Annotated in this window: 12 protein-coding genes; 3 read left to right on the top strand and 9 right to left on the bottom strand. The window is 58.7% G+C overall.

All coding sequences use genetic code 11. The features are described 5' to 3' along the window. Nucleotides 1–548 precede the first annotated feature (548 nt). From M5R41_08165 to M5R41_08190, 6 genes are all read right to left on the bottom strand, one after another. The gene (locus tag M5R41_08165; GenBank protein MCZ7556360.1) at nt 549–1,400 is read right to left on the bottom strand and encodes a DUF6252 family protein; all 852 of its coding nucleotides are present in this window, start codon (nt 1,398–1,400) and stop codon (nt 549–551) included. A gap of 248 nt (nt 1,401–1,648) precedes the next feature. Then, nucleotides 1,649–2,044, bottom strand: coding sequence for a PEGA domain-containing protein (locus M5R41_08170; GenBank protein MCZ7556361.1), 396 nt, complete (start codon nt 2,042–2,044; stop codon nt 1,649–1,651). Nucleotides 2,045–2,262: 218 nt separating this feature from the next. After that, the gene (locus M5R41_08175; protein MCZ7556362.1) at nt 2,263–3,120 is read right to left on the bottom strand and encodes a hypothetical protein; all 858 of its coding nucleotides are present in this window, start codon (nt 3,118–3,120) and stop codon (nt 2,263–2,265) included. Between the two features lie 454 nt (nt 3,121–3,574). Next, complete coding sequence (locus M5R41_08180; GenBank protein ID MCZ7556363.1) at nt 3,575–6,340, bottom strand: carboxypeptidase regulatory-like domain-containing protein; 2,766 nt, start codon at nt 6,338–6,340, stop codon at nt 3,575–3,577. A gap of 106 nt (nt 6,341–6,446) precedes the next feature. Further along, nucleotides 6,447–7,541 carry a hypothetical protein gene (locus M5R41_08185; GenBank protein ID MCZ7556364.1) on the bottom strand — a complete coding sequence of 365 codons (1,095 nt, stop codon included), beginning with the start codon at nt 7,539–7,541 and terminating at the stop codon, nt 6,447–6,449. A gap of 10 nt (nt 7,542–7,551) precedes the next feature. Then, nucleotides 7,552–12,606, bottom strand: coding sequence for a T9SS type A sorting domain-containing protein (locus tag M5R41_08190; GenBank protein MCZ7556365.1), 5,055 nt, complete (start codon nt 12,604–12,606; stop codon nt 7,552–7,554). 690 nt (nt 12,607–13,296) lie between these two features. On the opposite strand from M5R41_08190, the gene M5R41_08195 reads away from it, so the two are divergent. After that, the gene (locus M5R41_08195) at nt 13,297–16,233 is read left to right on the top strand and encodes a PD-(D/E)XK nuclease family protein (GenBank protein MCZ7556366.1); all 2,937 of its coding nucleotides are present in this window, start codon (nt 13,297–13,299) and stop codon (nt 16,231–16,233) included. Further along, nucleotides 16,220–19,420 carry a UvrD-helicase domain-containing protein gene (locus M5R41_08200; GenBank protein ID MCZ7556367.1) on the top strand — a complete coding sequence of 1,067 codons (3,201 nt, stop codon included), beginning with the start codon at nt 16,220–16,222 and terminating at the stop codon, nt 19,418–19,420. Before M5R41_08195 ends, M5R41_08200 begins: the two co-directional genes overlap by 14 nt. Before the next feature lie 93 nt (nt 19,421–19,513). On the opposite strand, the gene M5R41_08205 is transcribed toward M5R41_08200, so the two are convergent. Then, nucleotides 19,514–20,275, bottom strand: coding sequence for a hypothetical protein (locus tag M5R41_08205; protein ID MCZ7556368.1), 762 nt, complete (start codon nt 20,273–20,275; stop codon nt 19,514–19,516). A gap of 700 nt (nt 20,276–20,975) precedes the next feature. Between M5R41_08205 and ppdK the strand changes: the two genes are divergently transcribed. After that, on the top strand, nt 20,976–23,795 hold the full coding sequence (gene ppdK, locus M5R41_08210) for a pyruvate, phosphate dikinase (protein ID MCZ7556369.1): 2,820 nt from the start codon (nt 20,976–20,978) through the stop codon (nt 23,793–23,795). Between the two features lie 177 nt (nt 23,796–23,972). Here the strand turns inward: ppdK and M5R41_08215 are convergent, their stop codons facing one another. Both M5R41_08215 and M5R41_08220 read right to left on the bottom strand, forming a co-directional pair. Further along, nucleotides 23,973–24,506 (bottom strand): lipocalin family protein, encoded by a 534-nt coding sequence (locus tag M5R41_08215; protein MCZ7556370.1) that lies wholly within the window; start codon nt 24,504–24,506, stop codon nt 23,973–23,975. A gap of 264 nt (nt 24,507–24,770) precedes the next feature. After that, nucleotides 24,771–25,670, bottom strand: coding sequence for a 4Fe-4S ferredoxin (locus tag M5R41_08220; GenBank protein MCZ7556371.1), 900 nt, complete (start codon nt 25,668–25,670; stop codon nt 24,771–24,773). Nucleotides 25,671–25,775 lie beyond the last annotated feature (105 nt).

Raw genomic sequence — 25,775 nt, forward strand, 5'->3', positions numbered from 1 at the left:
CCCACTTTTGCAACGAATGTGGGAGGTTCATGAATCGCCCACTTTTGCAACGAATGTGGGAGGTTCATGAATCGCCCACTTTTGTACCCAATGTGGGAGGTTCATGAATCGCCCACTTTTGTACCCAATGTGGGAGGTTCATGAATCGCCCACTTTTGTACCCAATGTGGGAGGTTCATGAATCGCCCACTTTTGCGTCGAATGTGGGAGGTTCATGAATCGCCCACTTTTGCGTCGAATGTGGGAGGTTCATGGAACGCCAATGTTGAAACTCAGCGAGGGGGATTAACGCAAAAACGCAACATCCCGAGTAGCCACCGTGCGATACATTCGGCTTCAGCAGATTGAGCATCACTCGGTGACGTGTCGAAGGACGTCTACGCTCAGGAGGCGCAAGGACGCAGAGAAATGATGCGATGCCTGGAATCCTGCTGTGTGCGCTGACTTCCGGTCTCAGACCATCATGCGAAAAAAAACCGCTCCGTTTCGGAAACGCGATCCGTGTCCGGAATGAATCGCTCCCGTACCGTTGGCTGTCGTCACGGTAGTTATGGATAGGTCGGTACGGAGAAGCGCCCGTTGGTGATAGTGATACGTTCCGGAGGATTCCCGGTGTCGCGATAACGACGAGCGGTGAACTCGAAACTGCCCGTGATCTGTCGCGCCGCGCTATCGAAGCTCTCGATGGTGATGGTCCCTGAATGTTGTGCATCCGTTATATACGACGTAACGATATCATCGTCGAAAATGTGGTACTGCGCGTTGGCGTTCGCGAGCGAGTAGCTCCCCGGCCCGGTGAACTCCGGTATGTGGATTGATACGTTCGCCGACGTACCCACGCCCATGATCCACGCGTCCATCGTTAAGGAAGGCTTCCACGATACATACGCCCCGACCTGCCTGGCGACTGCCGGAATCCTTCTTTCGATGCCGTCTATGCGACAGGAGAACTCCGCGTGCAGCGGATCCGTCACACGCTGGCCGGCTGTTTTCCGCGTCCAAACCCCGCTGATGGGCGAATTCCCGGATATGGAGAGCACATTCCAATCCACCTGATAATCCAGGGTGTCCCATGCAGCTTCAGGAGGCTTGAACCAGAAGATGCCGATCCGCCCATTATTCGCGAAGAGGATTTTTACACCCCTTTTTTCCGACAGTGGGGCGATTTTTCCTGTGGCAATTTCCACTCCGTATGTATGATGGGAACCGTCTGAGGAAATATGAAACACATGGTGGTACACGGGTCTGACCGACGTCGTCGATGTCGGTTTGCCCGTACGATACCAGTACCCCATCAGGTTCGTGTCAAATTCGGCACCCGGTGTGGCGGCGGTCTCATCCTCCGTGCAGGCGGGCAAGGTCACAATAATCACGAGAAGCACAACCAGAAGTCGTTTCATGATAATCCTCCACAAAGTGTCGTCGCTCGCCCCGGCGCCGGGGATCGTATCACGCGTTCCGGATCTTTGGCGTCAAGCGGTTTGTGTTTACCTGATACAGGACAGACTATTCTGCATAAATGGCGTTTGCACAGCCGGAAAACAAGTGCAAAAAAGAAGGCCCAGGAAGCAGCTTCGCAGACACTCTTTACCATGTTCCGCGTTGCGGACACCTGCTCCGACACCCGGCGTACGCCAATCGGGAAGATCTATTTTTGCGGTTGCGCCTCGAGCGCCGCCCGCACATGGGTCTGATCGAGATGGTACCAATTTCCAGTTGCGGCATCGATGATAACCGGGATAAGGCCGAACAGCACATCCAGGATGATCCAGCCCGCGCCGACGGAATTGTTGAGCAGCACGGTACGGCTCTGAAAGCCATCCAGGCGGAATTCCACAGAGTAGGTTTTGTTGGATTTCAACTCAAGCTGGAATGGTGTGCCTCCGAGGGGTTGCCCATCGAGGTAGACCTTCGCTCCGCTCGGCTCGGAACTGAAGCTAACGGTTTCCTTTGATCCCTTGAAAATGGTGGCGCAGCTGCTGAAGAGCAGAATGATTGTTGCCAGCATGCATAAACGTGCGGCAAGCGCTTTGATCCGAAACATGAGCCTTTGTCCTTCAAATTATCGGAAAGATGGGGTACGCCGGGAATCGAAGACCCGGACGCTCCTGTGTTTTCTGCATTGCATCCGGAAGCCCAACGATGTCATCCGAGCGATAGCTGGATGTACGTCGGAGTCCGGATGACACAATCATATCATATTCGGGATTATCATCCTAATACTGCAAATCATGCAATTACGTACGTAGAATGAGCAGCGTTTCACGGAAAGATCGGAACCGAGAAGCGCCCGTCGGTGAAGCGGCGAAGCTCCGGAGGGTTGTTCCTGTCCCTGTACCTGCGCATGGTGATGTCGAAGCTTCCCGAGCAGCGCATGGTTTGCGCATCATATGTATCGATGGTGATGCTGCCGGTGTAGAGTGAATCGGTGTGATAGTCCGTAATCAGATCGTGGTCCAGAATTGTATACCAGGCTTCATTCGGACCAAACGTGTAGGTGCCGGGTCCGTTGAATTTCGGCACAGTGATACTGAGGGCGCGGGGTCTGTATCCGTATGCGAACGTAGCCCTCATGCAAAACGGATATCCGTCGAACTGATGCATTGCCGCGCCCGCGTCCGGCGCGATGCCGGGAATGGAGGTTTGCACTCCGTCGATTAGCAGTGTGAAGCGCACATCGAGCGCATCGGTCACTTTCTCACTGTGCTGCTTGCGCACCCAGACACCGCTTATAGGCGAGGACCCGGACACCGTCAGCACATTCCAGTCCACCCGGTAGTCGAGAGTATCCCATTCACCTCCGGGCGGCATGAACCAGTCAATGCCGATCCGTCCGTTATGGGCGAATTGGATACGCAGCCACAGGCTTTGCTGTAGCAGAGCGATCTTTCCCGTACCTGTTTCCACACCGGCGTCATGATACGTGGCGTCCGGTGAGATGTAAAACGCATTGTGGTAGAGCGTTCCCGTCCAGGAAGATCGGGCACCTTCATCCAATCGATACCAGAAGCCGACAAGGTTCGAGTCGAATTCGCCGCTTGGGGCGGACGAGGACTCATCCTCGCCGCACGCCGATACTAACAACAGTGCCGCACAACAGCACGCGATCAGTCGTTTCATTGAGAACCTCCACCTGTGTCGTCAATCACATCAGAGCCGGCACTGTACTCACACCTGCCGATGTCCCCGCGCGAACGGGGATGCGCCTGCGTGATGCAGGATAATCTGATCCCCTATATTATCGATTACGCGGACGGAAAACAAGGGCAAAAAAGAAGTACTGTGTCGGGCACTTCCCGATGCATACCTATTCCACGCCAGCCGATGGAGATGCGAAGGATACAGCGCGGCGATCGGGAGGATCGCGGCAGAAAGAGATTCGGATTGGCTGAACGGCACGCATGTCTGGCTTCATCCCTTCCCCCCCCGTCTCACTTTCATTCTCTCACATGAAGCGGTCCCCCATTCGCGGTGACCACCGCGCCGCCTCCATGCGGTTCCATCTCCCTCAAGCGCAGCGGCGGCGGACATCGCTGTCCGCCGCCGGGGAAGAAGAGAAAGAGAGAGGTCTACGCTACCAATCCGGTCGGTACACGGGTGCGGCCAAAACCGCCGAGATGAGCTTGAGCACGGCGTCGGCATTGACCTTGACGAAATAGCCGTGTCCCGGACGCATGACGCCGTCCGAAGGAATGAAATAGCCGGTGTCGGGATGGTAGCCGTACACGGACAGCAGCGATGCCGCCGGCGTCTGCATGATGCCTGAGATGTGGACGGGACCGCTCGGTGTGCCCACCAGGGCCCAGCCGCCGAATTCACCGCTGAGCGTCAGCGTGAGATCCGGCGTGAAGGTCCCGCTCACGACCACACTATCCTTTTTCGGGAATTTGATCCAGTAACCCTTGCCGAATTCCAGTACCGTCGCCTCGACATACCCGGACGTGGGAATGTACTCGTACGCCGCGCTCGTCGCGGCCGGGAACAGCGACGCCGGTGTGACGCCGGTGTTGTTCATCGGGAGGGAGATGAGATTCCAGCCGGCGTCGTAGCGTATCACCACGTTCCCGTTGCGAATGCGCGCCTCGAAATTCACCCCGCTCTGATTGGTGGTCAATGGGGCGTAGGTACGCGTCGGCGGAGTGAAGTCATAAAAGAGGCTCACCGGAACAACAGTGTAATCGCCGGGCGGCAATCCGGTGAAACTGTACTCACCTTTCGGACCCGTGAGCGTGTTCCGACTCTCCGTCCCACCGATGGATACCTGCACGCCTTCTATACCCAATCCCGCCGGAGTGCGGACCGCGCCGGAAATCATGTAGGAAATGGCCGGCACGATATTGTACACAATGTTCACTTGCAGACCGGCGTTCGCGGCGTTCCCGCCGATGGTGATCTTATCCGTGTACTGGCCGACGGGAAGCTGCGTGTCGGTGATCTGAACAAGTGTGGAATCATCGTTGGACGCACCGGACGGGGGCTGCACGTCCAGCCACAATCCCTGATTCGGCGAAGCCGTCCAATTCAGCGTGGAACCACCGACATTGCGAATATGGATCGCCTGCGGAGGAGGTGGTGGTCCGCCGGGATTGGCCGTGAACACGAGTTGCCTCGGACTTACATCCAACAACGGAACAGGTGTCTCGATAGTAACATTCCCGCTGCTTTTCGCAAGAAGCTGCGTCGAGGGCGGTCGCACACGAACGACGGCAGTGAAGGTCTCGGGGCTCGTGACCGTCCAGTCGAACTGACCGGACGAAGCAGCGACGCTCTGCGCGAGGACTTCGGAGAAGCTCGCACCGCCATCGCGTGACAGTTCTATTCGTACATTCGGCAATCCTGTACTGCTCCAACGAATGCGCTGTTGCGTACCGACCGGCCAACGCTCTCCGCCGACAGGGTAAATCAGTGTGAGACTCGGTTCCGAGGGCAGGGATGACGCATCGACAAAATAGCTGTTGGACGTCGACGGGAACATGCCCGTCCCGTGCATGGCGTTGCCGGATTCGTCGAGATCATCGCCGTCGAAATGGTAGGATGCGAGCAGACCGGGTTCCGGACCGTCCAGTTCCATGCGATGATGATCCGCGATTTCGTCGTCACTGCGAGGCACATTCCAGATACGGACTTCATCGAGTATGCCGCTGTAGCCGTAGGCGATATTCCCGCTGGTCCGCACTTCAGCCGAGCCGAAGAACATGGGATCCGTCATCGCCGTGCCGGCGACGGAGTAACTCCTGCGGCTCGCCTCAAGGCCGTTGATGAAGAGCACCGCGACGCGTCCCCCGGTCAGGAGTTGCTGGAAGCGCGCTGCCACATGCGTCCAGGTGTTCAGTGGAATGGCGGCGGGACTCTCGAGGGTTTGGCTCCAGTCCGCTGTCGGGACGAAGCGAACGCGGCCGTTGGCTTTGTTCAGACCGAGCCAGAATTGCCAGTTCAACTTGTCGTAGTCGCCCTTTCCGATAAAGGTCTGGAATTGCGTATTGCCGCCGGCTGCGGGACGTACCCAGCATTCGAGCGTGTAGTTTTGCGTGAAACCGAGGGCCGGGCGGTGCGGCACCACGATACGGTCGCTGGTGCCGGAAGCGTTCGTGAACACCACGCCTATGCGCGGGTAATGCGGCGGATCCGGTGTTGTCAGGAAGGACACGGAGCCGACAGGTGATCCGTTCACGGTGCCCCCGACGGAAGCGGCGTTCCCGTTGAGGCGCCAGCCTCCCCGAAGGTACTGTCCGTGTAAACCGTCAACCATCCCGTGCGGTACCCGATACAGAAGACCGAGAGCGCTTGAAAAATCCATCATGGAAGACCACACACGCACTTCATCTATCATGCCCGTCCAATACAAGGCAGGGCCGTTGGGTGTACGATCGGCGCCGATGCGGAAGTCGAAGTACCCGTATCCGATGTAGGACTGGGGTGTGTTAATCGTGCGGTCGAGTGCGCCATTGACATAGAAACGCATGAGATTGTTTCTCGCGTCATAGCTCACACCTACATGCGTCCAGGTATTGAGCGCGATCGTTGCGTTGCTTTCCTGGAACATCGACGGATTCGGGTTGAAACGCAGTTTCCCCTGCGCATTCAGTCCAAACCAGTAGCCGAAACTCAGATCATTGCCAACGATGGTCATTTGACTGCCGGATGCGGTGGGACGCACCCAGGCATCGATGCTGACCTGGCCGACAATCATTAGGTCGTTGTTCAGCGCGGAAGTGAAGGGAACGCTTACGTAGCCCGCTCCTCCGAGCGAGAGCACTCCGTTCGATGCACTATACTGCGCGCTCGCCGCGGCCGGAAGAAGGAGTATGGCGGCGGTGATGGCGGTGAGAAGGGATTTCATGATCGCGCTCCGATAGTGGTGCTGCTGTGTTCTGAAGGAAGCGCCGTTCTCCGGCCGCCATACGGAATGGCGGCCGGAGGGAGAGGCGCATTTACTGTGCACGTCGTCATTTCACCACGATCATGCTGCGTGTGAGCATTGCGGTCCCTCGGGAGAGTGTGTAGCTATACACACCACCCGGAAGATCCGCGGCGCTGAACGCAACCGTCTGCCGACCCGGTACAGAACGGAGTTCCGACGAGAGATCTGCGACGATACGACCGAGCATGTCCTGAACGATGAGCCGCGGAGTTGCGTCCGAGGCTGTCTCACCCAGATCGATGTCAATCATGGTCGTGGGGTTGAACGGATTGGGATAATTCTGACCGAGGTGGAGGCCGACGGGATGCGGAACATCCCCGACACCCACAGTCATAGTCATGGTCACCGGTACATCAAGCCGGGCGGGATACACGGCGGAACGGATTCTGATCATACCGTCGTAGTTGCCTGCGGGCAGAACCTGCGTGTTGACGGACAACAGCACCGTCCCCTCGCCTTCGCCGGACATCGGTTCGATATCCAGCCAATCCAGGTTTTCGGCGTCAATGGTCCATGCTGCACGGGTGTCGCCCTGGGTCCGTATGATCAGGTTCGTACTCGGACGCGGATCGCGGTTGTTTACCGAGAACGTCACAGGATTCGGGGTTGCGGTAAAACCGAGCGGCGACATATCGAAGGACAGCTCTACGGTGAACTGGCCGGTTGCGAATTGCGACACCAGCTCCGTCTTGCCCGCCATATCGGCATCGTCAATTCGCAGACGTGTGATGCGCCCGGGATAGGGAGTATCCCAGGTGAGCGTGACGCCTTGCGCGTTGAGTCCCGCCTGATACGCGATGGTGTATTTCATCACGAAGGTGTTCCCGGTTGCGGGAGCGCGGAAATCAAAATGCGATCCCGTACCAAGTTGCGAAGCACCGGGAGTGCTGTAACAGCGGGCGTCGAAGATCTCGTTGGGGGGCTGTGGCGGGAGTTCGGCCTCGCCGAGATGCATGTCCAATCCGTTCGACGCGCCTTCCAGAACGCCGATTGTTAAGACCTGCTCGCGGCCCTGCCCGTTGTTCACGGTCAGTTCGAGCTGTACGCCCCGCTGCTCCTGCGCACCCGCCTGAACGGCGAGTGCGAGGAGCAAGGCAATGATGGCAATGGAATGTTTCATGGCGTCCTCCTTACTTGACGATCGTGAGCGTTCGAGTGACAACACCCGCCGCGGTTTCGAGACGGTACACGTACATGCCCGCGGGCACGGCGTCGCCGTTCGCATCGCGGCCATTCCAGGAAACGAGCTTCTCGCCCGCCAACTGCGTCGAAGAGACGAGCGTGCGGACATGTCGGCCCAGGAGATCGAAAATGGCAAGCCGTACTTCGCCGTCGTGAGACAGCGTGTATGGGATCCACGATTCGGTCGCCACCTGGAAGGGATTCGGGTAATTGATTCCCAACGCGTCTTCGCCCGCAAGCGGACGCACCGAGATACGCATCAGCACTTCACCGCTGCCGTCAATGTTGACGGTGAGCCGCTCACCGGCGGAACCGGTCAGGCGACCCAGTGAGGTACCTTCTTCCGTCAGCACGTCCACGGTCACACGCGGCATGTCGGCAGGAATGCCGATAACCACGCTGCCGTTGGCACGGATGCGGACGGAGTTGTCACCCGGGAACAGATACTGCGTCTGCTCCGCGGTGCGCACATCGAAGACCTGCGCAGGTGGAACGGCAGGCAGTGCAAGGTTATCACGTTCATCGGTCCGCAACGTCGTGCCGCTCACGTACAGCGGACGGTTTCCTTCGCCATCCACACTGAGATTGAGCATGCCGGCGATATCGAGTTTGTCCACCGTCTTCGAGTAGGCAGTGACGCCACCGCCGGTGACGGCCGAGCCCTGCATGGTGAGTTTGGTGTTCGGATCGACACGCACCCAATACCCCTTACCAGGCTCGATATTGGTCGGAATGACGTATCCCGAAGCCGGATTCCATCCGAAGATGGCCTTCAATCCACCTGCGGGAGCGGACTGAATGCTTGCGACGGTGAGACCCTTGCTGGGCGCTCCGGCCATATTCCAGCCGAAGCCGCTGGGCTCGCCGATGCCGTTGAGGTCATCCAGCTCCAGTGTGAGTTGCTCCAGTCCGTAGACAATGCCGTCGAGGCCATTGCTCTTGACCCAATAGCCCTTGCCGAACTCCATGTTCAGCGCTACGTCATACACACCCGTCGTGGTATTGAAATGATACATGCGGAGTGTGGGATCATTGAACATGGTACCGACATTGGCAGCCGTGCTATTGAGCGGCAGCGATACCATCTGCCAGTCGCCGGGGATTTTCCAGGCGAAGCGGACCGGATCGCCGGTGCCGGGCGGGATGGGAACGGGGATACGTACGCGTACCGTGTCTTTGTCCTCGTCGGGATCTTCATCGTTATCGTTGACGATCTCGATGTCGCGGTCACGACCGGGCTTGACCGGGTCGGCGCAGATGTTGACGATCAGCAGCGAGTCGAGCTGCGTAAACGTGGTGCCTTGCATGGGTTTGACAGAGCCATCACCCATCTTTTCACCGAAACGCAGCTTGTAGGGGTTGTAGTATGGTAACAATTCGCCCGTACTGCGGCTGCGCAATTCGAGCGCCAGCCTGATGCACGGCCAGTCGCGCGTGTCAACACCTTTAGTAGTGATGATCACCTCGTTTTCCTTCGTGGGCTGCGGACAGGACGATTCCTTCACCTCGATGGTAAAGATGTATGTCCCCTCGTCGGCAAACGTGTAGCTCGACTGCGTACGCATGTCAATGCTGCCGGGCATACCCTGAATACGCAGCGTGAAGCTGGCATTGGGAGATACCGGCGGTGCCGGCCAGGTCATCTCCACCGGCTGGGTAGGACCGGTCTGCACACGGCCCTGGAAGGTGTGCGAGGGCTTGACGGCGCGGTGGTCCGTCACCGAACCCTGCGAACCGACAATGTTGATGAAACGAATATCGAACGCCGTGGGCGGCGGGACGGGCGGCAGATCCACCTGACCGGCTTCCAGCCCATCGCCGGCACCGTTTTGCATCGCATAATCGAGGGTCACCTGCGTGCTGCGCGAATTCACGAAGGCCAGCGTGTGACGCCAGGCAGTCATGGGTTCGGGGACGCAAGGTTTCTCGCGATAGTGGGCGATGAGTTTTTTACTCTTCCACATGACCACGTTGAGCGGATTCGTGGTGGCGGTGGTATCGCCACCCCAGGCAACGAAGAGGAAACCGTCCGGCGCTTTGGCTTCGGCGACGAGGGTTCCGCCGATGGGCGCACTCTGCCGGTGGTCGAGGGGCTCGCCGGGGCCTTCGGGATGAATGACCACGAGCTCTGCGGTGCGCTCGTCAATCGGTTCGATGATGGGGTATACGTGGTATTCGCCCGGCTGTGTGTTTGGTCCGATATTCATCGGCGTGGGATTGCCGGGAAGATTTCCGAACGACCCTCCAAATCCAAGGAAGTTGAATCCTGGAGGCGCCACGTAACGCATGGCGAACTGCGTGGGGGGATTTCTGTCCACGCCGGAGCGGAACAGGTTGAACTTCGGATGCGGGGTAAGTACAATCTCGCCCGGGTACGGATGCACGAACTTCACCTTCACGCAGTTGAAGCACGGCATGACGATAGAGGGCTCGTTCACATCCCGTTCGACGCTGAAATCATATTCACCGAAGGCGAAATGTCCGCCGGTCCTGTCCACAAGATCATAACTGATCGTCTGGCTTATCTTGGGTTCGACCTTGATAAGGTACTCGCCGTCGGTGTTCAGTGTGAGCGTCCAGGTATTTCCGGATTTGACGGAGTTGATGTGTGTCGCCGATCCTGCGCGCTGCGCGCGGAAATTGGGCTCGAAATCCGATCCGCTACGGACACGCAGTTTGAGACGCACTACCTCGCCGAAGAGTCCGCCGGAGAGATTGATGGCGGTGAGACGGTAATAATCGCTGATGGGGATGAACCAGGAGAATTCACCCGCAATGCCCGTGACCGGAATGGCTCCCCGCACGCTGTACGGCGTCATACCGGGTCCGGACGAGGTAAGCACCTTGGGGCTGCTGATAGTGTTGGGTTCGCTTGGATCGTAGCAATACACGGTATCCGCCGGAGCCGCTGGGCGGGTTGTGACCGATTTGATCACCGAATATGCGCCGCGGTTGGTATTGAAGTAGCCGACAATGCGGAAACGGTATTCACGATTCGACTGTATGGCATTGGCCCCGGTCCCTCCGGTACCAGGAACGGCATAAATCAGCACGCCTGTCCATTGATTGACCGGCACGTGAAACGGCCCGAGCACCATGTGCTGACCGGCAGTCAGTGGTCTCCAGTTGCCCGCCGATGCCTCGTACTCGATTGATGTCTGTGTTTCAGACATATTGTACTTGTTTCTCCAACGCAGCGCGATACCCGGGTTCGGACTCGCGCTCGTTCCGGCCGGCGCCAGCTCCGCAGAGAGCGTTGTGTTGACGGTGAAAATGTCCGGCGGGCTGTTGGTGTAGACCGCGCGCACATCCCGCACAGGATTGGCAAAGGTCGAGGTATAGGCGAAACTGGGGAGTTCGTTCGCGTAGTAGTCAATTGTCGTGGTTGCGCCGCTCTTCCGGGTGATTTCCCAGTAATCGAAATACCAGGTGGTGCCGCTTACGTTTCGTGACGCCGGAGCGACGAGGCGGTGGCAATAATCGAAGTCCATCGGAACGGCGATCGGAGTCGTCCGGTCCACATTCCGGATGTTGTCGCAGTTTCTGAAGGAGATGGTTGCGCCCGAGGGCGTGCTGAGGAACAGCCGCGTGGGCACCGCTTCGCCGACAGGAATCACGCCCGTGTGCACGGGTGTGGCGCTGCTGTTGCCTCCGGTGTAATTCTCCACCATGATGCCGTCCCAGCCGCGCATGTTATACCCCGGTCTCCCATAGGCGGGGCGGGTGTTCTGGCAATTCACGTTCGGCATGCTGCGGTAGGACCAACTGCAGTTGTCGCTCTTGTACTCATCCGGCGAGCCCCAGAGATGCCCGAGCTCATGTGCGATAACGTTGCGGAGAGGTTTGGAGAAGGGATCCAGTTCGCATTGCCAGTACTGTGTGTCCAATGTGAAGTACACGCCTTCACGCTCAACCCCACCCCAGATCACGCTGACCGCATGCGGCCAGATCGCTTCTCCGGAGGTCGGTTTGTAGGCGATAAAGCCGCAGACCGCGTCATCGGAGTTATACACGTCACGGATTTTCTGATTGTACCACCAGCAGTACTCCAGACCTGCTCCGGCCCAGTCCCAGACAGGAGGTTTGTTTGAACCTGAAGGTGTATAGAATTTTTTTACGACTTCGGGAATGAACACATCTTCACCAGTCGTAGTAGGTTCACCGGTCACCTGCGTGTAGCTGCTGCTGGAACTGTACAGCCGCCAAAGCGTGGTGAGCGTGCGTCCGTAACGGGCGGTGAAACTGGCCCAATAATTCATACCCGCGACGTAGAAATTCCGGTAACGCGTATAAATCGTGTTGTCCCAGTTCCATGTACCTGTGCCGGATTTACTTTCGACGAAGAAACTGGTGTGCACCACGAAGCCGCGGATTTTCGACGCATGCATGATCTGCGGATCGTCAATACCGAGGGCGGGTATGCCCTTGTGTAATTCGCGCGGGGAGGGTTCGTTCACCGTCACATCGCGCACACAATCCATGGGGGGCATGGTGCCGGATCGCGCGGCCATTTCTTCCTCGGCCTTGCGGATACGCTCCTTGTCCTCTTCGGTCAGCGGTTGCTTGATGAAGTCGATGTACTCGAGAATGGCTTCGTCCGCCTCGTTGAGCGCGGCCATGGTGTGATTTGCACCAAGTTGTGCACGGAATTCCGCGCTGCTGTAGGAAACACCCACCACACCGATACTGCCCAATGCCGACGAGGCTTTGGTGGACAGCACGGCGCTTTTCGCATCGGGCGGCACCCAGGCGAGCATGAACTGTGGTGATGTGAACAGGGATACGAGCGCGCCGTTACGGACGAGCTCGTTGCGCAGAGCAACGGCTTCATCCATCGTCGCGCAGTTGGTTTGTATGACGGCAAGATGCTGATTGTGCGCGAGCAGGCCATGCTCCGCAGGGTCAGGGGGCACATAGCCCGGCTGCGGAGCCTGTCCCATGGCTGTGGACGTCCACAGCAACACAGCAAGCATCAATCCAAAGGTTCGAAAACAACATCGCATCAGAGACCTCTCTTCGTGTGAAAATGACCTGTCAGTTTCATTGCATACTTCAGGCTGCGGAAGACCGCGCGAGAAAAGGTGCGACGAACCGTGGCGGAATAACCGCGCGAAAACAAGTGCGACGATGGGCGGCGTAGTGCCACATGAGAACAGGTGCAACGATGCGCTGATACGTGAAGCCCGCGAACGGGTCATCAACATGCAGTGCGGGGAGATTCGGAATTGTTGTCTGATAATGATAGGCATTCTTTCCGTCTCAGTCAATGCGCGGAGACATTTTTTTTAAAAAAAGCTGCGGATTATTGTATTCGCGGACACAACGGAACTCCTGCCCCGATACCGGTACACCGAAGGCACTGACCATGCTGCGCGTTCAGGACGAAGGTGCGTGTGTCAGACGGAACGACGTAAAAATTTCCTTGTACGCGCGGGCGGGCGGGTATGTTCCCGATAATGAGGATATTTTTTATCTCCTATGTACTCGGTGTAATTGCCTCTCCCTGGTGACGGAGCAGCTTCGGTCCGTTTTCCGCCTCCGGGACGACTGATGACACGCCGCACCCGGTGCGTCCACGTCAGCGGGGCCATGGTCGTATCACTGAGAGACGCACCGGATCTCCGACACCTTCCTCCTGATTGTTTTCGCATTCCACGCCCGTTGACTACATTTCAGGATCATCGGAGTGTCGAATGCCCCTGCTCACCCAACTCTCAGAAATTCTCACCGCAACACCGCTCACGGAGGCGTATCTCCTTGGTGAAACGACGTTACAAGCCCGCCTCTGGAGAGAGCGGCTCGCGCGCGCGGGCGTCCCCTGGATCGGGCTGCGCGTGGCGTCCGTACGCGGTCTCGCGCGGGAGATTCTGGAGTCAGCGGCACATGGACACGAGACGCGTGAAAGCGAATGCCTTTCCGCCATGGAACAGGCCTGCCTGGAGGAGCTCGCCGACAGCGAACTCTACGCGCCGGTACGACATCATCACGGTCTTCACGCGGCCTTTTCTTCCGCACTCCGTGACCTCGCGCACGCCGGCCTCACCCCGGACACGCTGTCGCCGAAGGATTTTCATGCCCCTGCACAACGCAAGGCTCTGGAGCGCGTCGCCATCCGGACGCAGGACATCCTGAACCGTCACGCGCTCTCCCATCCTGCGCAGACGCTCGCAGCCGCGCGGGATCGCTTCTCCTCAGCGCCCGCTGCCATGCCACCGCGTATACTCATCCCGCAATCTGTGTATGAAAGACTGACGACTCTCGAACGCAGCGTCGTGGAGGCCGCAGGCGGGGGAGCTGTTGTCATTCTCGAAAAAACCACGCCGGAGCGTCTTACCGCGCAGGGTATCGCCGCGTCGACGATACGTTTCCGCGGCGCAGCGTCACCCGCGCAGGAATTCCGCGCCGCGGTGCGGGATATTCTGGAAACCGGCACTCATTGGGACGAAGTGGAACTTGTGTACACGGATTCCTCACGACTGCCGGAGCTGTATGAATTGTGCATCGAGACGGAACTGCCCTGCACCTTTGCGGAAGGCATTCCGGTGCAGTACAGTAAGACCGCGCGTACCGTGCAGCGCTTTCTCGAATGGTTGCGCGATGGCGATCCGTATCCGCTGATCCGGCTGATGTACGAAGGCATTCCGGACTTCACGGCCTTCTCCCATGAAGGGACACATGCCAATCGCCTTCCCACGGCAGTGCTGCTCCGCGAAGCGCGGCCCGGTTCCGATGTGCGTGCGCTCCTCGCGCGCGTGGACCGCTACATCCAACGCCGCGAGGCCGGGCAGACAGGACACGATGCCCTGTCTTCACTGTACGCATCCCGCGCCCTGCTCGCTGCGATCACGGAGTGCATCCCGAAAGACAGCGACAACGGGAGAGTGAGCAGGCATGCGCTGATTGCCGGCTGTATCCGACTGGTCAGGGAATTGTGCAGACCCGCCTTCCCGGGTGAAGCACAGGCGGCAGAGGCCATTTCCATCATGCTCGGGGGCAATGCCGACGGTCCAGACCTCTCCGAAACGTTATCTGACGGGGCAAGACGGCTGCTCTCCGCTCTGCGCGTACTGCGCATGCCCGCGGTGATCAAAGCGGTGGGAGGCGTGGCGGAGCAGTCCCGCTCTCCCCTGCCCGGACACGTGTTCGTCTGTGATCTCCGTCATGCCGGAATTTCCGGACGCAGACGGGTTTTTCTTTTCGGCATGGACGATGAAGCCATGCCCGGACGCTGTCCGGACAATCCTGTGCTGACGGACGACGACCGTGTACGCATCGCGCAGCGCACAGGGATATCGCTGCCGCTCGCGCGGGAGCACGGGACGAGGGTTCGTGCACGGCTCTATGCCTTTCTCTCCCGCTGCGCCGCGGATATAACGGTCTCCTGCGCGCGGAACGACGCCACGCAGCTTCGCGCCTTTGGACCTTCGCGTGCACTGCTCGAGGTGTTTCGTGCCGCCACGAGTAACTCCGGAGCCGGCTATAGCGAACTCCGCGCCGTACTCGACGCCGATGCGACGGCACCGTCAGGCGCGACCGCCGCATCCATGCAGGACTGGTGGCTGCAACGCATGAGCGCGGATCCCCGGGGTGCGGTACTTGCGGCAATGCGTGCCTGGAATCCCATGCTGGACGCTGGTCTGCAGGCAGAGGCGGAGCGTGATTCCGAGCGTTTCACTGCATTCGACGGAATGATCGGCGGCATATCCGCATCCTTCCCCGCCACGAGCGTCTCTCAGCTGGAGCAACTCGGCACCTGCCCTTACAGGTACTTTCTGGGTCACATCCTCGGCCTGCAACCGCCACGCAGCATGCGCCGGGCAGCAGGGGTATGGCTGGATCCCGCCGAGCGGGGGTCGCTTCTTCACGAAGTATTGCGGCGCTTTATGGAAAACCTGCGTGCTAATGCTCTTCCACGCACGGCGTGGGCGCCCTTGCTGGATGAGACTGCGGCCACCGTACTTGCGGAGACAGCGGAGGAAAATCCTCCTCCCTCGGAGGCCGCGCGGGTACGAGCGCAGCGCGACCTGGCCGAGCAATGCGCAATATTCCTGCGCGGGGAAACAGAAACACACAACGCCATTCCCCTCGCCTTCGAAGTGCCCTTCCCCACCGAGCGACAGTTGCCTCTCCCGCTCACGCCCATGTCTGCGCCCCTTCACTTCACCACGCAATCCGGTGATGTTCTGCTCCGCGGAGTCATTGACCGCATTGACTACACTGCGGATGGCGCGCTCCTCGTCACCGACTACAAGACAGGAAAAAATTGTGCTGACCCGGCCACCACCGCAATGCATCTGCAACCGGCGGTGTACACAGAGACGGTGCGGCGGATGGCACCATCAGGGACGGAGGTACGGTTTGCGTACCGCTGCATCTCCCGGCAGGGGCAGGGTCGAACCGTCGCGATTCCCACCGATACAGACGCGACTATGGATGACATAGGACGTCTGCACGGACTGCGCACAGCAGGCTGTCTCCCGCACACACAGCATGCCACGGTCTGTGGATACTGTGATTTCCGTCATGTCTGCGGTGACGCGACTGTTATCGCCGCAAGAAGCAGGAAAAAACTCGCCAACGAAGCCAACGTCGCACTCGACGTGTTCAGGAGACTGAATGATGCACACTGAATCCCACTCCGATGAGAGAGCGCGAGAGCGGATCCGGCGGGATCTTTCCGCCACCTTCCTCGTCGAAGCGGCTGCGGGGACCGGGAAGACCCGCGCCATCATCGGACGCATGATCGCTCTGCTGCGCACGGATGATGTCGAAGCGCACAACCTGGCGGCCATCACCTTTACCGTCAAAGCCGCAGGCGAATTGCGGCGACGGTTTCAGGAAGACCTGGAGCGCAGCGCAAAGGAAGAAGTAGAAGACCTGCCCCGCAGACGTCTGCACGAGGCTCTGGACAGGCTTGACACAATCACCATAGGCACCATCCATTCGTTTTGCGCGAGTGTACTCCGCGAACGCCCGATAGAAGCCGGCCTCGCGCCGGGATTCATCGTTCTGGAGGAAGCCGACGCGGCCTCCATGCGCGCAGAAGCGTGGCGAAATTTCGTCGAGAATCTGCCTCTCACACACCCGCATGCCCTGCGGCTCATCGAGGGAAGTGATCTGGATATAGAAACCCTCGAAAGAGGTTTCCATGCTCTCTGTGAATGGCCCGACGCGCGTTTCGATGGCGGACAGACGATTGAGCCCGACCTCAGCGACGCCGTGCATGCCATTGTCTCGCTCATAGACTCCGTTGTGCCATCAATCAGAGCAACGCCCGGCAACGAAGACGGTCTGCAAAAAGCCCTGCTGCGTGCCGAAGCGATGCTGCGGGACCCACAGGATTTCGTCCGCGACGTTCGTATTGTGAGCTGCTTCATCCCGGCCGAAGCATCGAAGGTCACTCTGAAATGCTGGTCCGATACGGCCGAAGCAAAAATCCTGAGGGATGAGCTGTTCCCGCACCTGTTTCAATCCGTACTCCGCCCCGCCTTCGCGCGCGTGCTGGTATACCGGTATTCCATACTTCTGCCGCTGCTGCGTGCTGCCGCGGCAAGATTCGCGGAACTGAAGCGTGCCAGAAATTTGGTGGACAACAACGATCTCCTCATCGCCGCGCGCAACCTGCTGCGTGATCATCCTGACGCGCGCCGCGCGCTGGCACGGCGCTTCACCCGCATTCTCGTCGACGAATTTCAGGATACCGATCCGTTACAAGCCGAGATGCTCGCATGGTTGTGCGGTGAGGAGGCGTCGGTGCAAACGTGGACGGAATTGCGCCTGCGGCCGGGAGCACTGTTCCTGGTCGGTGATCCCAAACAATCCATTTACCGATTCCGTCGGGCGGATATAACGGTGTACAACGACATGCGCGATGTTGTGATCGCATCCGGCGGCGCAGTGCTGGAATTGTCGCGGAATTTCCGCACGGATGCCGGCGTATGCGAGATCGTCAACAGCGTTTTCCGGTCCGTCTTCCCAAACAGTCCGGACGCTGTTCAGGCGCGTCACGTGGCACTTGAGCCGAGCCGAACGGCAGCGGGCATGCTTCGTGGAGTGCTTCATCTCCCCGTCACCTACCAAGGCAATACGAAGCCCGAGGCGATACGCATCGCGTCAACCCAACTCGCCGCATGGATTGCTTCAGCGCTGGCGGCGAAACTCACCGTATCCGGCTCCGATGGATGTGCGCGGCCACTGCATCCCTCGGACCTGCTCATCCTCACGCGGACCAACGCCGCTCTCCCGGCGCTTGCGGCTGCGCTGGATGCCGCGGAAGTGCCGTGCGCGGTAGCGGGCGGGATGCCCGCCGGAGACTCCGATGAACTCGCCTTGCTGCTCATTTTGCTGCGCGTCCTCGCCGATCCTGAGGATGAGACAGCGGTCGTGGCCGGCTGCGCAGCGGCCTGGTGTGGTGTGGACGATGCCGCACTCCGTGCGTGGCGCGAGGCAGGTGGCGCCTTCAAACTCACGACGCGCTTCCTGCCAGGCATGGACGAGAGAATCGAACGCGGGCTCCTCTTCATCAAAAACTCGATGCGCCTCGTGCGCTCGGCACCGCCGGGGGCGGTGGTTTCAGCTATGGCCGCCGAGTATGGTATTCTGGCCGCATTGAGAGGGCAGGAAAGCGGGTCCATACGGGCAGGGGTGTTCGGTGCGCTTCTGGCGATGATCAGAAGTCAATCCACTGCGGGCAAGGCACTGATCGACATCGCGGCAATCCTGGAAAACATTGAAAATCGCAAAGGACACACAGACGGCACCGACGGCAAACTCACCTTGGCAGCCTCGCTCTCTCCCGATACCGATGCCGTGCGGATCAGCACGATACACAAGGCCAAAGGACTCGAAGCCCCGGTCGTGCTGATTTTCACGCCCACACCGTTTTCCACCGAACACCCGCCCGACACGGTGATAGACAGAAAAAAGGGTGCTTCCTCGGGCTGGCTCCGGATTGCGACGGGGAATGGTTTAGCGTCTGTGATCGCAGTGCCCGAGGGGTGGGAAGCGTTACAGACGCGGGAAGCAGTTTTTCTGCAGGCGGAAGAACAACGCCTGCGCTATGTGGCCATGACCCGTGCCAGGGATTGCCTCATAGTCCTGCATCCCGCGAAAGGTGAAGGGCTTCTCAGCGCGTCCGAGGCACAAGCCTTGGATGTGCGGAATTGCCCGATATTCGAGCACACGCATTCGCCGCAACCTGAGTCCACTCCGAATTGCGATCCGGCGACCTTTGAAGCAGAACTGAAGCAAAAACGGCTTCTCCTCACCCGCCCATCTTACTCCCGTTATTCGGCGGGAAGCGTCGGCAAGTCCGGCTTACCTCCGGCAGGTGGCGATGGTCATGGTGCGACGTTCGGAACTGTGGTGCACGCCGTGTTGCGCAGAGCAGCGGATTTCCCGGATGCAGACCTGACGCCTCTGATTCTCCGCCTGTTGGCGCATCACCGGCTCGATCCCGGACTCGCGGCCTCGGTCTGCGATATGCTCGTGCGCGTCCGTAGTCATGAACTGTGGGGTCGTGTACAAAGGGCCCAACGACGCCTCACGGAAGTACCCTTCGGTCTGCCCTGGTACACAGACGACGGCCTTCCCGGCACGCTACGCGGCGACATAGATCTCGCCTTCCAGGATGAAGAGGGATGGACGCTTGTGGATTACAAAACGGATGTCACCGGCGAGCATCTCGATGCGTACGTCGAACACTATGCACCGCAGATTCGCGTGTACTGCGACGCGTGGCGGCAAGTCACCGGCAGCGACGCGCGCGGGATACTGTGGTTCCTCGATCCGAATGCTGTTATCAAGGTAGTTGGATAGTCCGCTGCATGCACGGGGGGAGAGGCGGATGAACGCGGAGGACGACCGATCCACGTGGCATTCTCCCGATCATGACGGAACTCGTGATATGTTTCAGGTCAGTTTGCGCAGGAGTTCCCGCGCTTCGTCTATCAGTTTTTCGTCGCCGACATCGCGCTTGGGCAGCGACAGCGCGCGACGGAGATGCGTGACGGCCCCGCGTGTTTCATCGAGTTCTATCAGCGTTTTCGCGTATTCCACCTGCGTCATTATTACACCGGGCTCGAGTTCCACCGCCTTCGCGAGCAGGCGACGTGATTCTTCAAGACTCGCTTCGGGAACGTCACCATACACGACTTTCATCGTGAGTTTCAGGAACCAGCTCAGTGTGGCCACTTCCCTGTTCCAGATACCCAACACGAGCATGGCAAGATAGTTGGAGCCATTGAGTTCCAGAGCGCGTTGGGAATGATCCCGGATTTTTTTCGACAGTTCCAGCTTTTCCGACGCCGGGGCGATGACGGCGAGTTGACCATTGGAAATGGCCAGGGACACCTGCGCCATGGAGTTGTTCGGATCGCTTCCCACAGCACGCTCGGCGTACCCCAAAGCGCGTTTGAACAAGGTTTCGGCGCGCTTTTCGTCCCGTGTTCGCATAGCCATGGCTCCCGTCACTTTCGACAGACGCCACAGTACCTCCGCGTTGCGAGGTTCCATGCGTTCCGCGTTCTGATACCATCGCAATGCCGAAGTCAGATCGAGCGTCTTATCCGCTGAATCGCCCCGTGCGATAAGCATCTCCACGCTTTGCGCGTGCAGCACTCCCGCTGACAATAGGATCAATAAAACAGAGAGCAGATGTGGTAGAAGTGTCATTGGCAGGTACATCCTGATTGCGATTTGATTATTCAGCCCTTTCATGCGTCATGTGCAATTGTATTGAGTACGGCTGTCCGCGCTCGTCATGCATAGTGCGAAGCGTTCGCCTGAACGCGGGCATGTGAGGATAACACAAATCGGGCCGGGAAAATTCACACGGCTTGTTTTCACCATTCGGTTTTACTTTTCCTGCGCGCTTCGGCCGGGACATCGTATGAGCGTGGCACGGATACCGACGGGAGCCAGTGCAAGCGGTACAAGCGGGAAGGGGCGATGCAAGAAGTATGATTGACAATCCGGGCATACGCAGGACTGAAGCCCTTGGGATCAGAGAGTTTCTGGAATCCATCGCTCAAGGAATAACCGAAGACGCCTCGTGCAGCATCGCGGTGCAGAGAGGTGTTCGCATCTGCGGATACCGTCCATATCCGAGTCCGTACCGAGCGCCCCATCACACCCGTACTGAAGAAAGTGGGCGTTTCATGAATCGCCCAATTTTCGCCTGCTTGTGTTCTGTTCGTTCCCTTTGACAGCAACGCTTCCACGTCAGCTCCGTTTTTAACACGAAGCTCATATTCCACGTCAGTTTTTTCACTATCTTTAGGGATTATGGAATTTTCCGTATTCCATAAAGCGCATCACAGGAGAATATCGAAGGCAACATATCCCATTTAGTCATTAGACGCGGAGCAATTTCATGGCGAAGAGCAAAAACACGAAGTATGTGTACTACTTCGGCGGCAATAAAGCCGAAGGCAAGGCGGAGATGAAAGCCCTGCTGGGCGGCAAGGGAGCAAATCTGGCCGAAATGGTCAACATCGGCCTCCCCGTACCCGCCGGTTTTACCATCACCACTGAGGTGTGTACCAGCTATTATGCCAATAAGCGGCAATATCCGAAGGAATTGAAAGAACAGGTCGTTGCGGCGCTCAAAAAAATCGAAAAGGACATGGGAGCGAAATTCGGCGATCCGAAAAATCCCCTGCTCCTTTCGGTCCGCTCCGGTGCCCGTGCCTCCATGCCGGGTATGATGGACACCATCCTCAACCTCGGTCTCAACGACACGACGGTACAGGGTCTGATCCAGCGTTCCGGCAACGAGCGTTTCGCCTATGATTCCTACCGCCGCTTCGTGCAGATGTACGGCGATGTCGTGCTGGATCTCAAACCGAAGCACAAGACAGACATCGATCCCTTCGAAGCCATTCTCGAAGCGAAAAAGCACGCGCGCGGTGTGGAACTCGACATCGAACTCACCGCCGACGATCTCAAGGATCTTGTTGCGGAGTTCAAGGCTGCCATCAAAAAGGAAACCGGCCGCTCATTCCCCGACAATCCTGAAGAACAGCTCTGGGGAGCCATCGGCGCGGTCTTCAATTCCTGGATGAACGAGCGCGCGATAGTGTACCGCAAGCTCAACGGCATTCCCGAGGAATGGGGCACGGCGGTGAACATCCAGTCCATGGTCTTCGGCAACGCAGGCGAGGATTCGGGTACAGGTGTGGCCTTCACGCGCGACGCGGCCTCCGGCGAGGATATTTTCTATGGTGAGTTCCTCATGAACGCCCAGGGCGAAGACGTCGTTGCCGGTACGCGTACCCCGCTGCCCATCGAGCAGCTCAAAGCGAAGGACGCGGGTTCTTTCAAGCAGCTCATGGACATCCGCACGAAGCTCGAGAAACATTACCGCGACATGCTGGACATCGAGTTCACCATTCAGGCCGGCAAGCTGTACATGCTGCAGTGCCGCGTCGGCAAGCGTACGGCGTTCGCCGCCATCAAGATTGCCGTGGACATGGTGAAGGAAAAACTGATCACTCCGGAAGAAGCGCTCATGCGCATCGATCCCGATCAGCTCAATCAGCTCCTCCGTCCGATCTTCGACCACAAGGCCAAGAAGGCCGCCATCGATGCCGGACAGCTTCTCGCCAAAGGCCTCAACGCGGGTCCCGGTGCGGCGGCGGGCGTGGTTGCCTTCAACGCCGAAGACGCGGTGCGTTTCGCGAAAAACGGCATGCCCGTGATTCTCGTCCGCATTGAAACTTCACCCGAAGACATCAAGGGCATGGACGCCTCCGAGGGCATTCTTACCGCGCGCGGCGGCATGACCTCGCATGCGGCGCTTGTCGCCCGTCAGATGGGTAAAGTGTGTGTGGCCGGTTGCGGTAATCTGAAAATCGATTACAAAGCCGCGGAAATGCGCATCGACGGCCGCAAGGAAGTGATTCAGGAAGGCGATTACATCTCCATCGACGGCAGCACGGGCGAGGTCATTCTCGGCAACATCCCCACGCGCGCCAGCGAGGTACTGCAGGTGCTCATCGACAAGACGCTGGATCCCAAGGACGCCCCGGTCTATCAGATGTACGAAAAGATCATGAACTGGGCGGACAAGTATCGCCAGATCAACATCCGCACCAATGCCGATCAGCCCGATCAGTCCGCCAACGCGGTGTCCTTCGGCGCCGAAGGCATCGGACTCTGCCGCACTGAGCACATGTTCTTCGGCGAAGGCAAAATCGGTCCCATGCGCGAAATGATTCTCGCCGACACTGTCGAGGATCGCAAGAAAGCCCTTGCCAAGCTGCTGCCAGTCCAGCGCAAGGATTTCGAAGGCATTTTTGAAGCGATGAACGGCCGTCCCGTGACCATCCGCACCATTGATCCGCCACTGCACGAGTTCCTGCCGCACGACGACAAGGGACAGAAGGAAGTGGCCGAAACGCTGGGCCTCCCCGTCGCCAAGGTGAAGGAGCGAGTGGAAGCGCTGCACGAATTCAACCCGATGCTCGGTTTCCGCGGCTGCCGTCTCGGACTCATCTATCCGGAAATAACAGAGATGCAGGCCCGCGCGGTATTCGAAGCCACGGTCAACGTGCTCAAGCGCGGCATCAAGGTGCTGCCCGAGATCATGATTCCGCTGGTCGGCCACGTCAAGGAGCTGAAGTCGCAGGAAGCGATCGTGCGGCAGACGGCCGACGCGGTGATGAAGGAAACGAAGACGAAGTTCAAATACCTCGTCGGTACCATGATCGAGATTCCGCGCGGCGCCATCACGGCCGCGGAGATCGCGAACGTGGCCGAGTTCTTCTCCTTCGGCACCAACGACCTGACGCAGACCACGCTGGGAGTGAGCCGCGACGACGCCGGCCGCTTCCTCCCCGCCTACGTTGAGCACGACATCTACCCGCGCGATCCCTTCGAAACCATCGATCAGAACGGCGTGGGCTTCCTGATGAAACATGCCGTCACCGAAGGCCGCAAGAGCCGTCCCGACATCAAGCTCGGCATCTGCGGCGAGCACGGCGGCGAACCTGCTTCCGTGGAATTCTGCCACAACATCGGCCTCGCCTACGTGAGTTGCTCGCCCTTCCGCGTGCCCATCGCGCGTTTGGCCGCCGCCCGCGCCGCCCTGCAGAATCCGCGTCCCGTGGACAAGAAGGCCGCGAAAAAAGCAGCCGGTAAAAACAGCGACAAAAAGGCGGCAGCGAAAAAAGCACCCGCAAAGAAAAAGTAACCTGACGCTTTAAAAGCAGCGCCCCCGGTCGTTTTTCGGCCGGGGGCGTTTTATTTACGATTGACGAGGTACGATTGACGATTGTTTTGGGTAAAGGGTGAAGAGTAAAGGGTAAAGAGGTGGGGATTAGTCGTTCTCCGCTGTCTCATCCGTCTTCACCTCTTTACTCTTTACTCTTTACTCTTTACCCTCCCCGCACCCCTCCTCCCTTCTGATCAGTTTCGACGTGTCGAAGCCCTTTTTCGCGATGCGCTGAAGGAGCATGGTGTAGGTGGGGTCGTCGAGCTGTTGCTCGCGGGCGAGTATCCAGAGATACTCCCGACTGGGCGTGCCCACCACCACCCATTGGTAGTCGTCGTCAAGCTCGATTATCCAGTAGTCGCCGCGGAACGGCCAGAAGAACTGCACGCGCAGCTTGGCGTTGTTGCTGCCCTCGACAATGAACGCCTTTCCGTTGGCGACATCGATTTCGCCTTCGGGAGTGTCTTCGTTGCAACTGTTCACCACGCGCAACGTGCTTTCGTCGATGATCGAATATTCGGCCTTCGAGCAGGCGCAGTGCTTCTGGAAGGAGTTCGGCAGACGCGCGATTTCGTGCCATACGCCGAGATAACGCTGCACATCGACACGGTCCACCACATCGAGCGGCGGATAGTCAGCGCCGGCGCAGCCCCCGAACAGGGCGCAGAGAGTGAGGATGAGGTATTTCATGCTGCATGGTAGTGATTTCGGCCTCGATTTACAACGGAGGGGGGAAATCGTGAAAAGGGGGGAGATCGTGAAAAGGGAAGAAGGTGAAAAGGTGAAAAGGTAAGAGGATCGTGAAAAGGTGAAAAGGCAAGAGGATCGTGAAAAGGTGAAAAGGTAGGAGTGCTTATCGAAGAGCGTCCTACCTTTTTACCTTTTTTCCTTTTAACCTTTTTTACGATCCCGTTTTTTCACGATCCCCATAATTTTCGCGACGACCCCACACCTTTACTCGATCCGTACTACCCTCTTCACCTCGCCTTCAAGAGAAAGCACATGCTCTTCGACAGGAAGATCGGTGCGGCCGGAGAGCTCGTGGGCCTGCTGGACGATCATGGAGAGACCGCGGCAGCAGGGAACTTCCATGATGACGGTAATCACCCTGGTGGGACCGCCCTGATTGAAGATGGCTGCGAGTTTTTCGGCATAGGGTGCGGTGTTGTCGAGTTTGGGACAGGCCACGACCACGCTGCGTCCGCGGAGATAGCGCTGATGCACTTCGGCGGAGGCGACGGGTCCGCAGGTGCTGAGCACGACGAGTTCGCGGTTGCGGAAATACGGAGCGGCCGGATGCACGAGATGCAATTGCACGGGCCACTGCCCTAGTTCGGAAGGAATGATCGCGGGGCTGGCCGCCATGGCGGAGGAAGCTGATGCCGGCTGGGCGTTGCGTTCGATGGACCGCGCTGCGGAACCGGGACAGCCTCCGCTGATGGCCCCGGGATGCCCTTGCGGAATGTGCAGAGGAACGACCTCCTGCACCGGCGCGCGATGCAGTTCGCGCTGTGCGCTTCCCGGACATCCGCCGCCCTGCGCGTGCTGATGCGCATGCTGTCCTTCGTGACGGCTCTGGGCCTGTTCGTAACGGCGAACGGCCTCGATGCCGCCGGTTTTGAGCAAATGCGCGCGGGTGGCTTCGTCGTCGAATTCGGGCGCGGCGCGTTTTACCACTTTCAGGGCGCCGGTGGGACAAACGCCCACGCAGTCGCCAAAACCGTCGCAGAATTCCTCCTTCACCAGACGGGCTTTGCCGTTTACTATCTGTATGGCTCCTTCGGCGCAACCGATGACGCAGTCGCCGCAGCCGTCGCACAGTGCTTCGTTTATTTCAATGATATCACGTGTCATGTGTTGCTCCAGTGTTTCGAGATGTTCGATCAACCTTCTGCAAAGTATCATGAACAGCACAATCGATGCCTTGATCCAGGTCAAGCCGCCGGGGATGATGCGTAT

This window comes from Bacteroidia bacterium, from assembly GCA_027493955.1.
Taxonomy (GTDB): domain Bacteria; phylum Bacteroidota; class Ignavibacteria; order SZUA-365; family SZUA-365; genus JAOSJT01.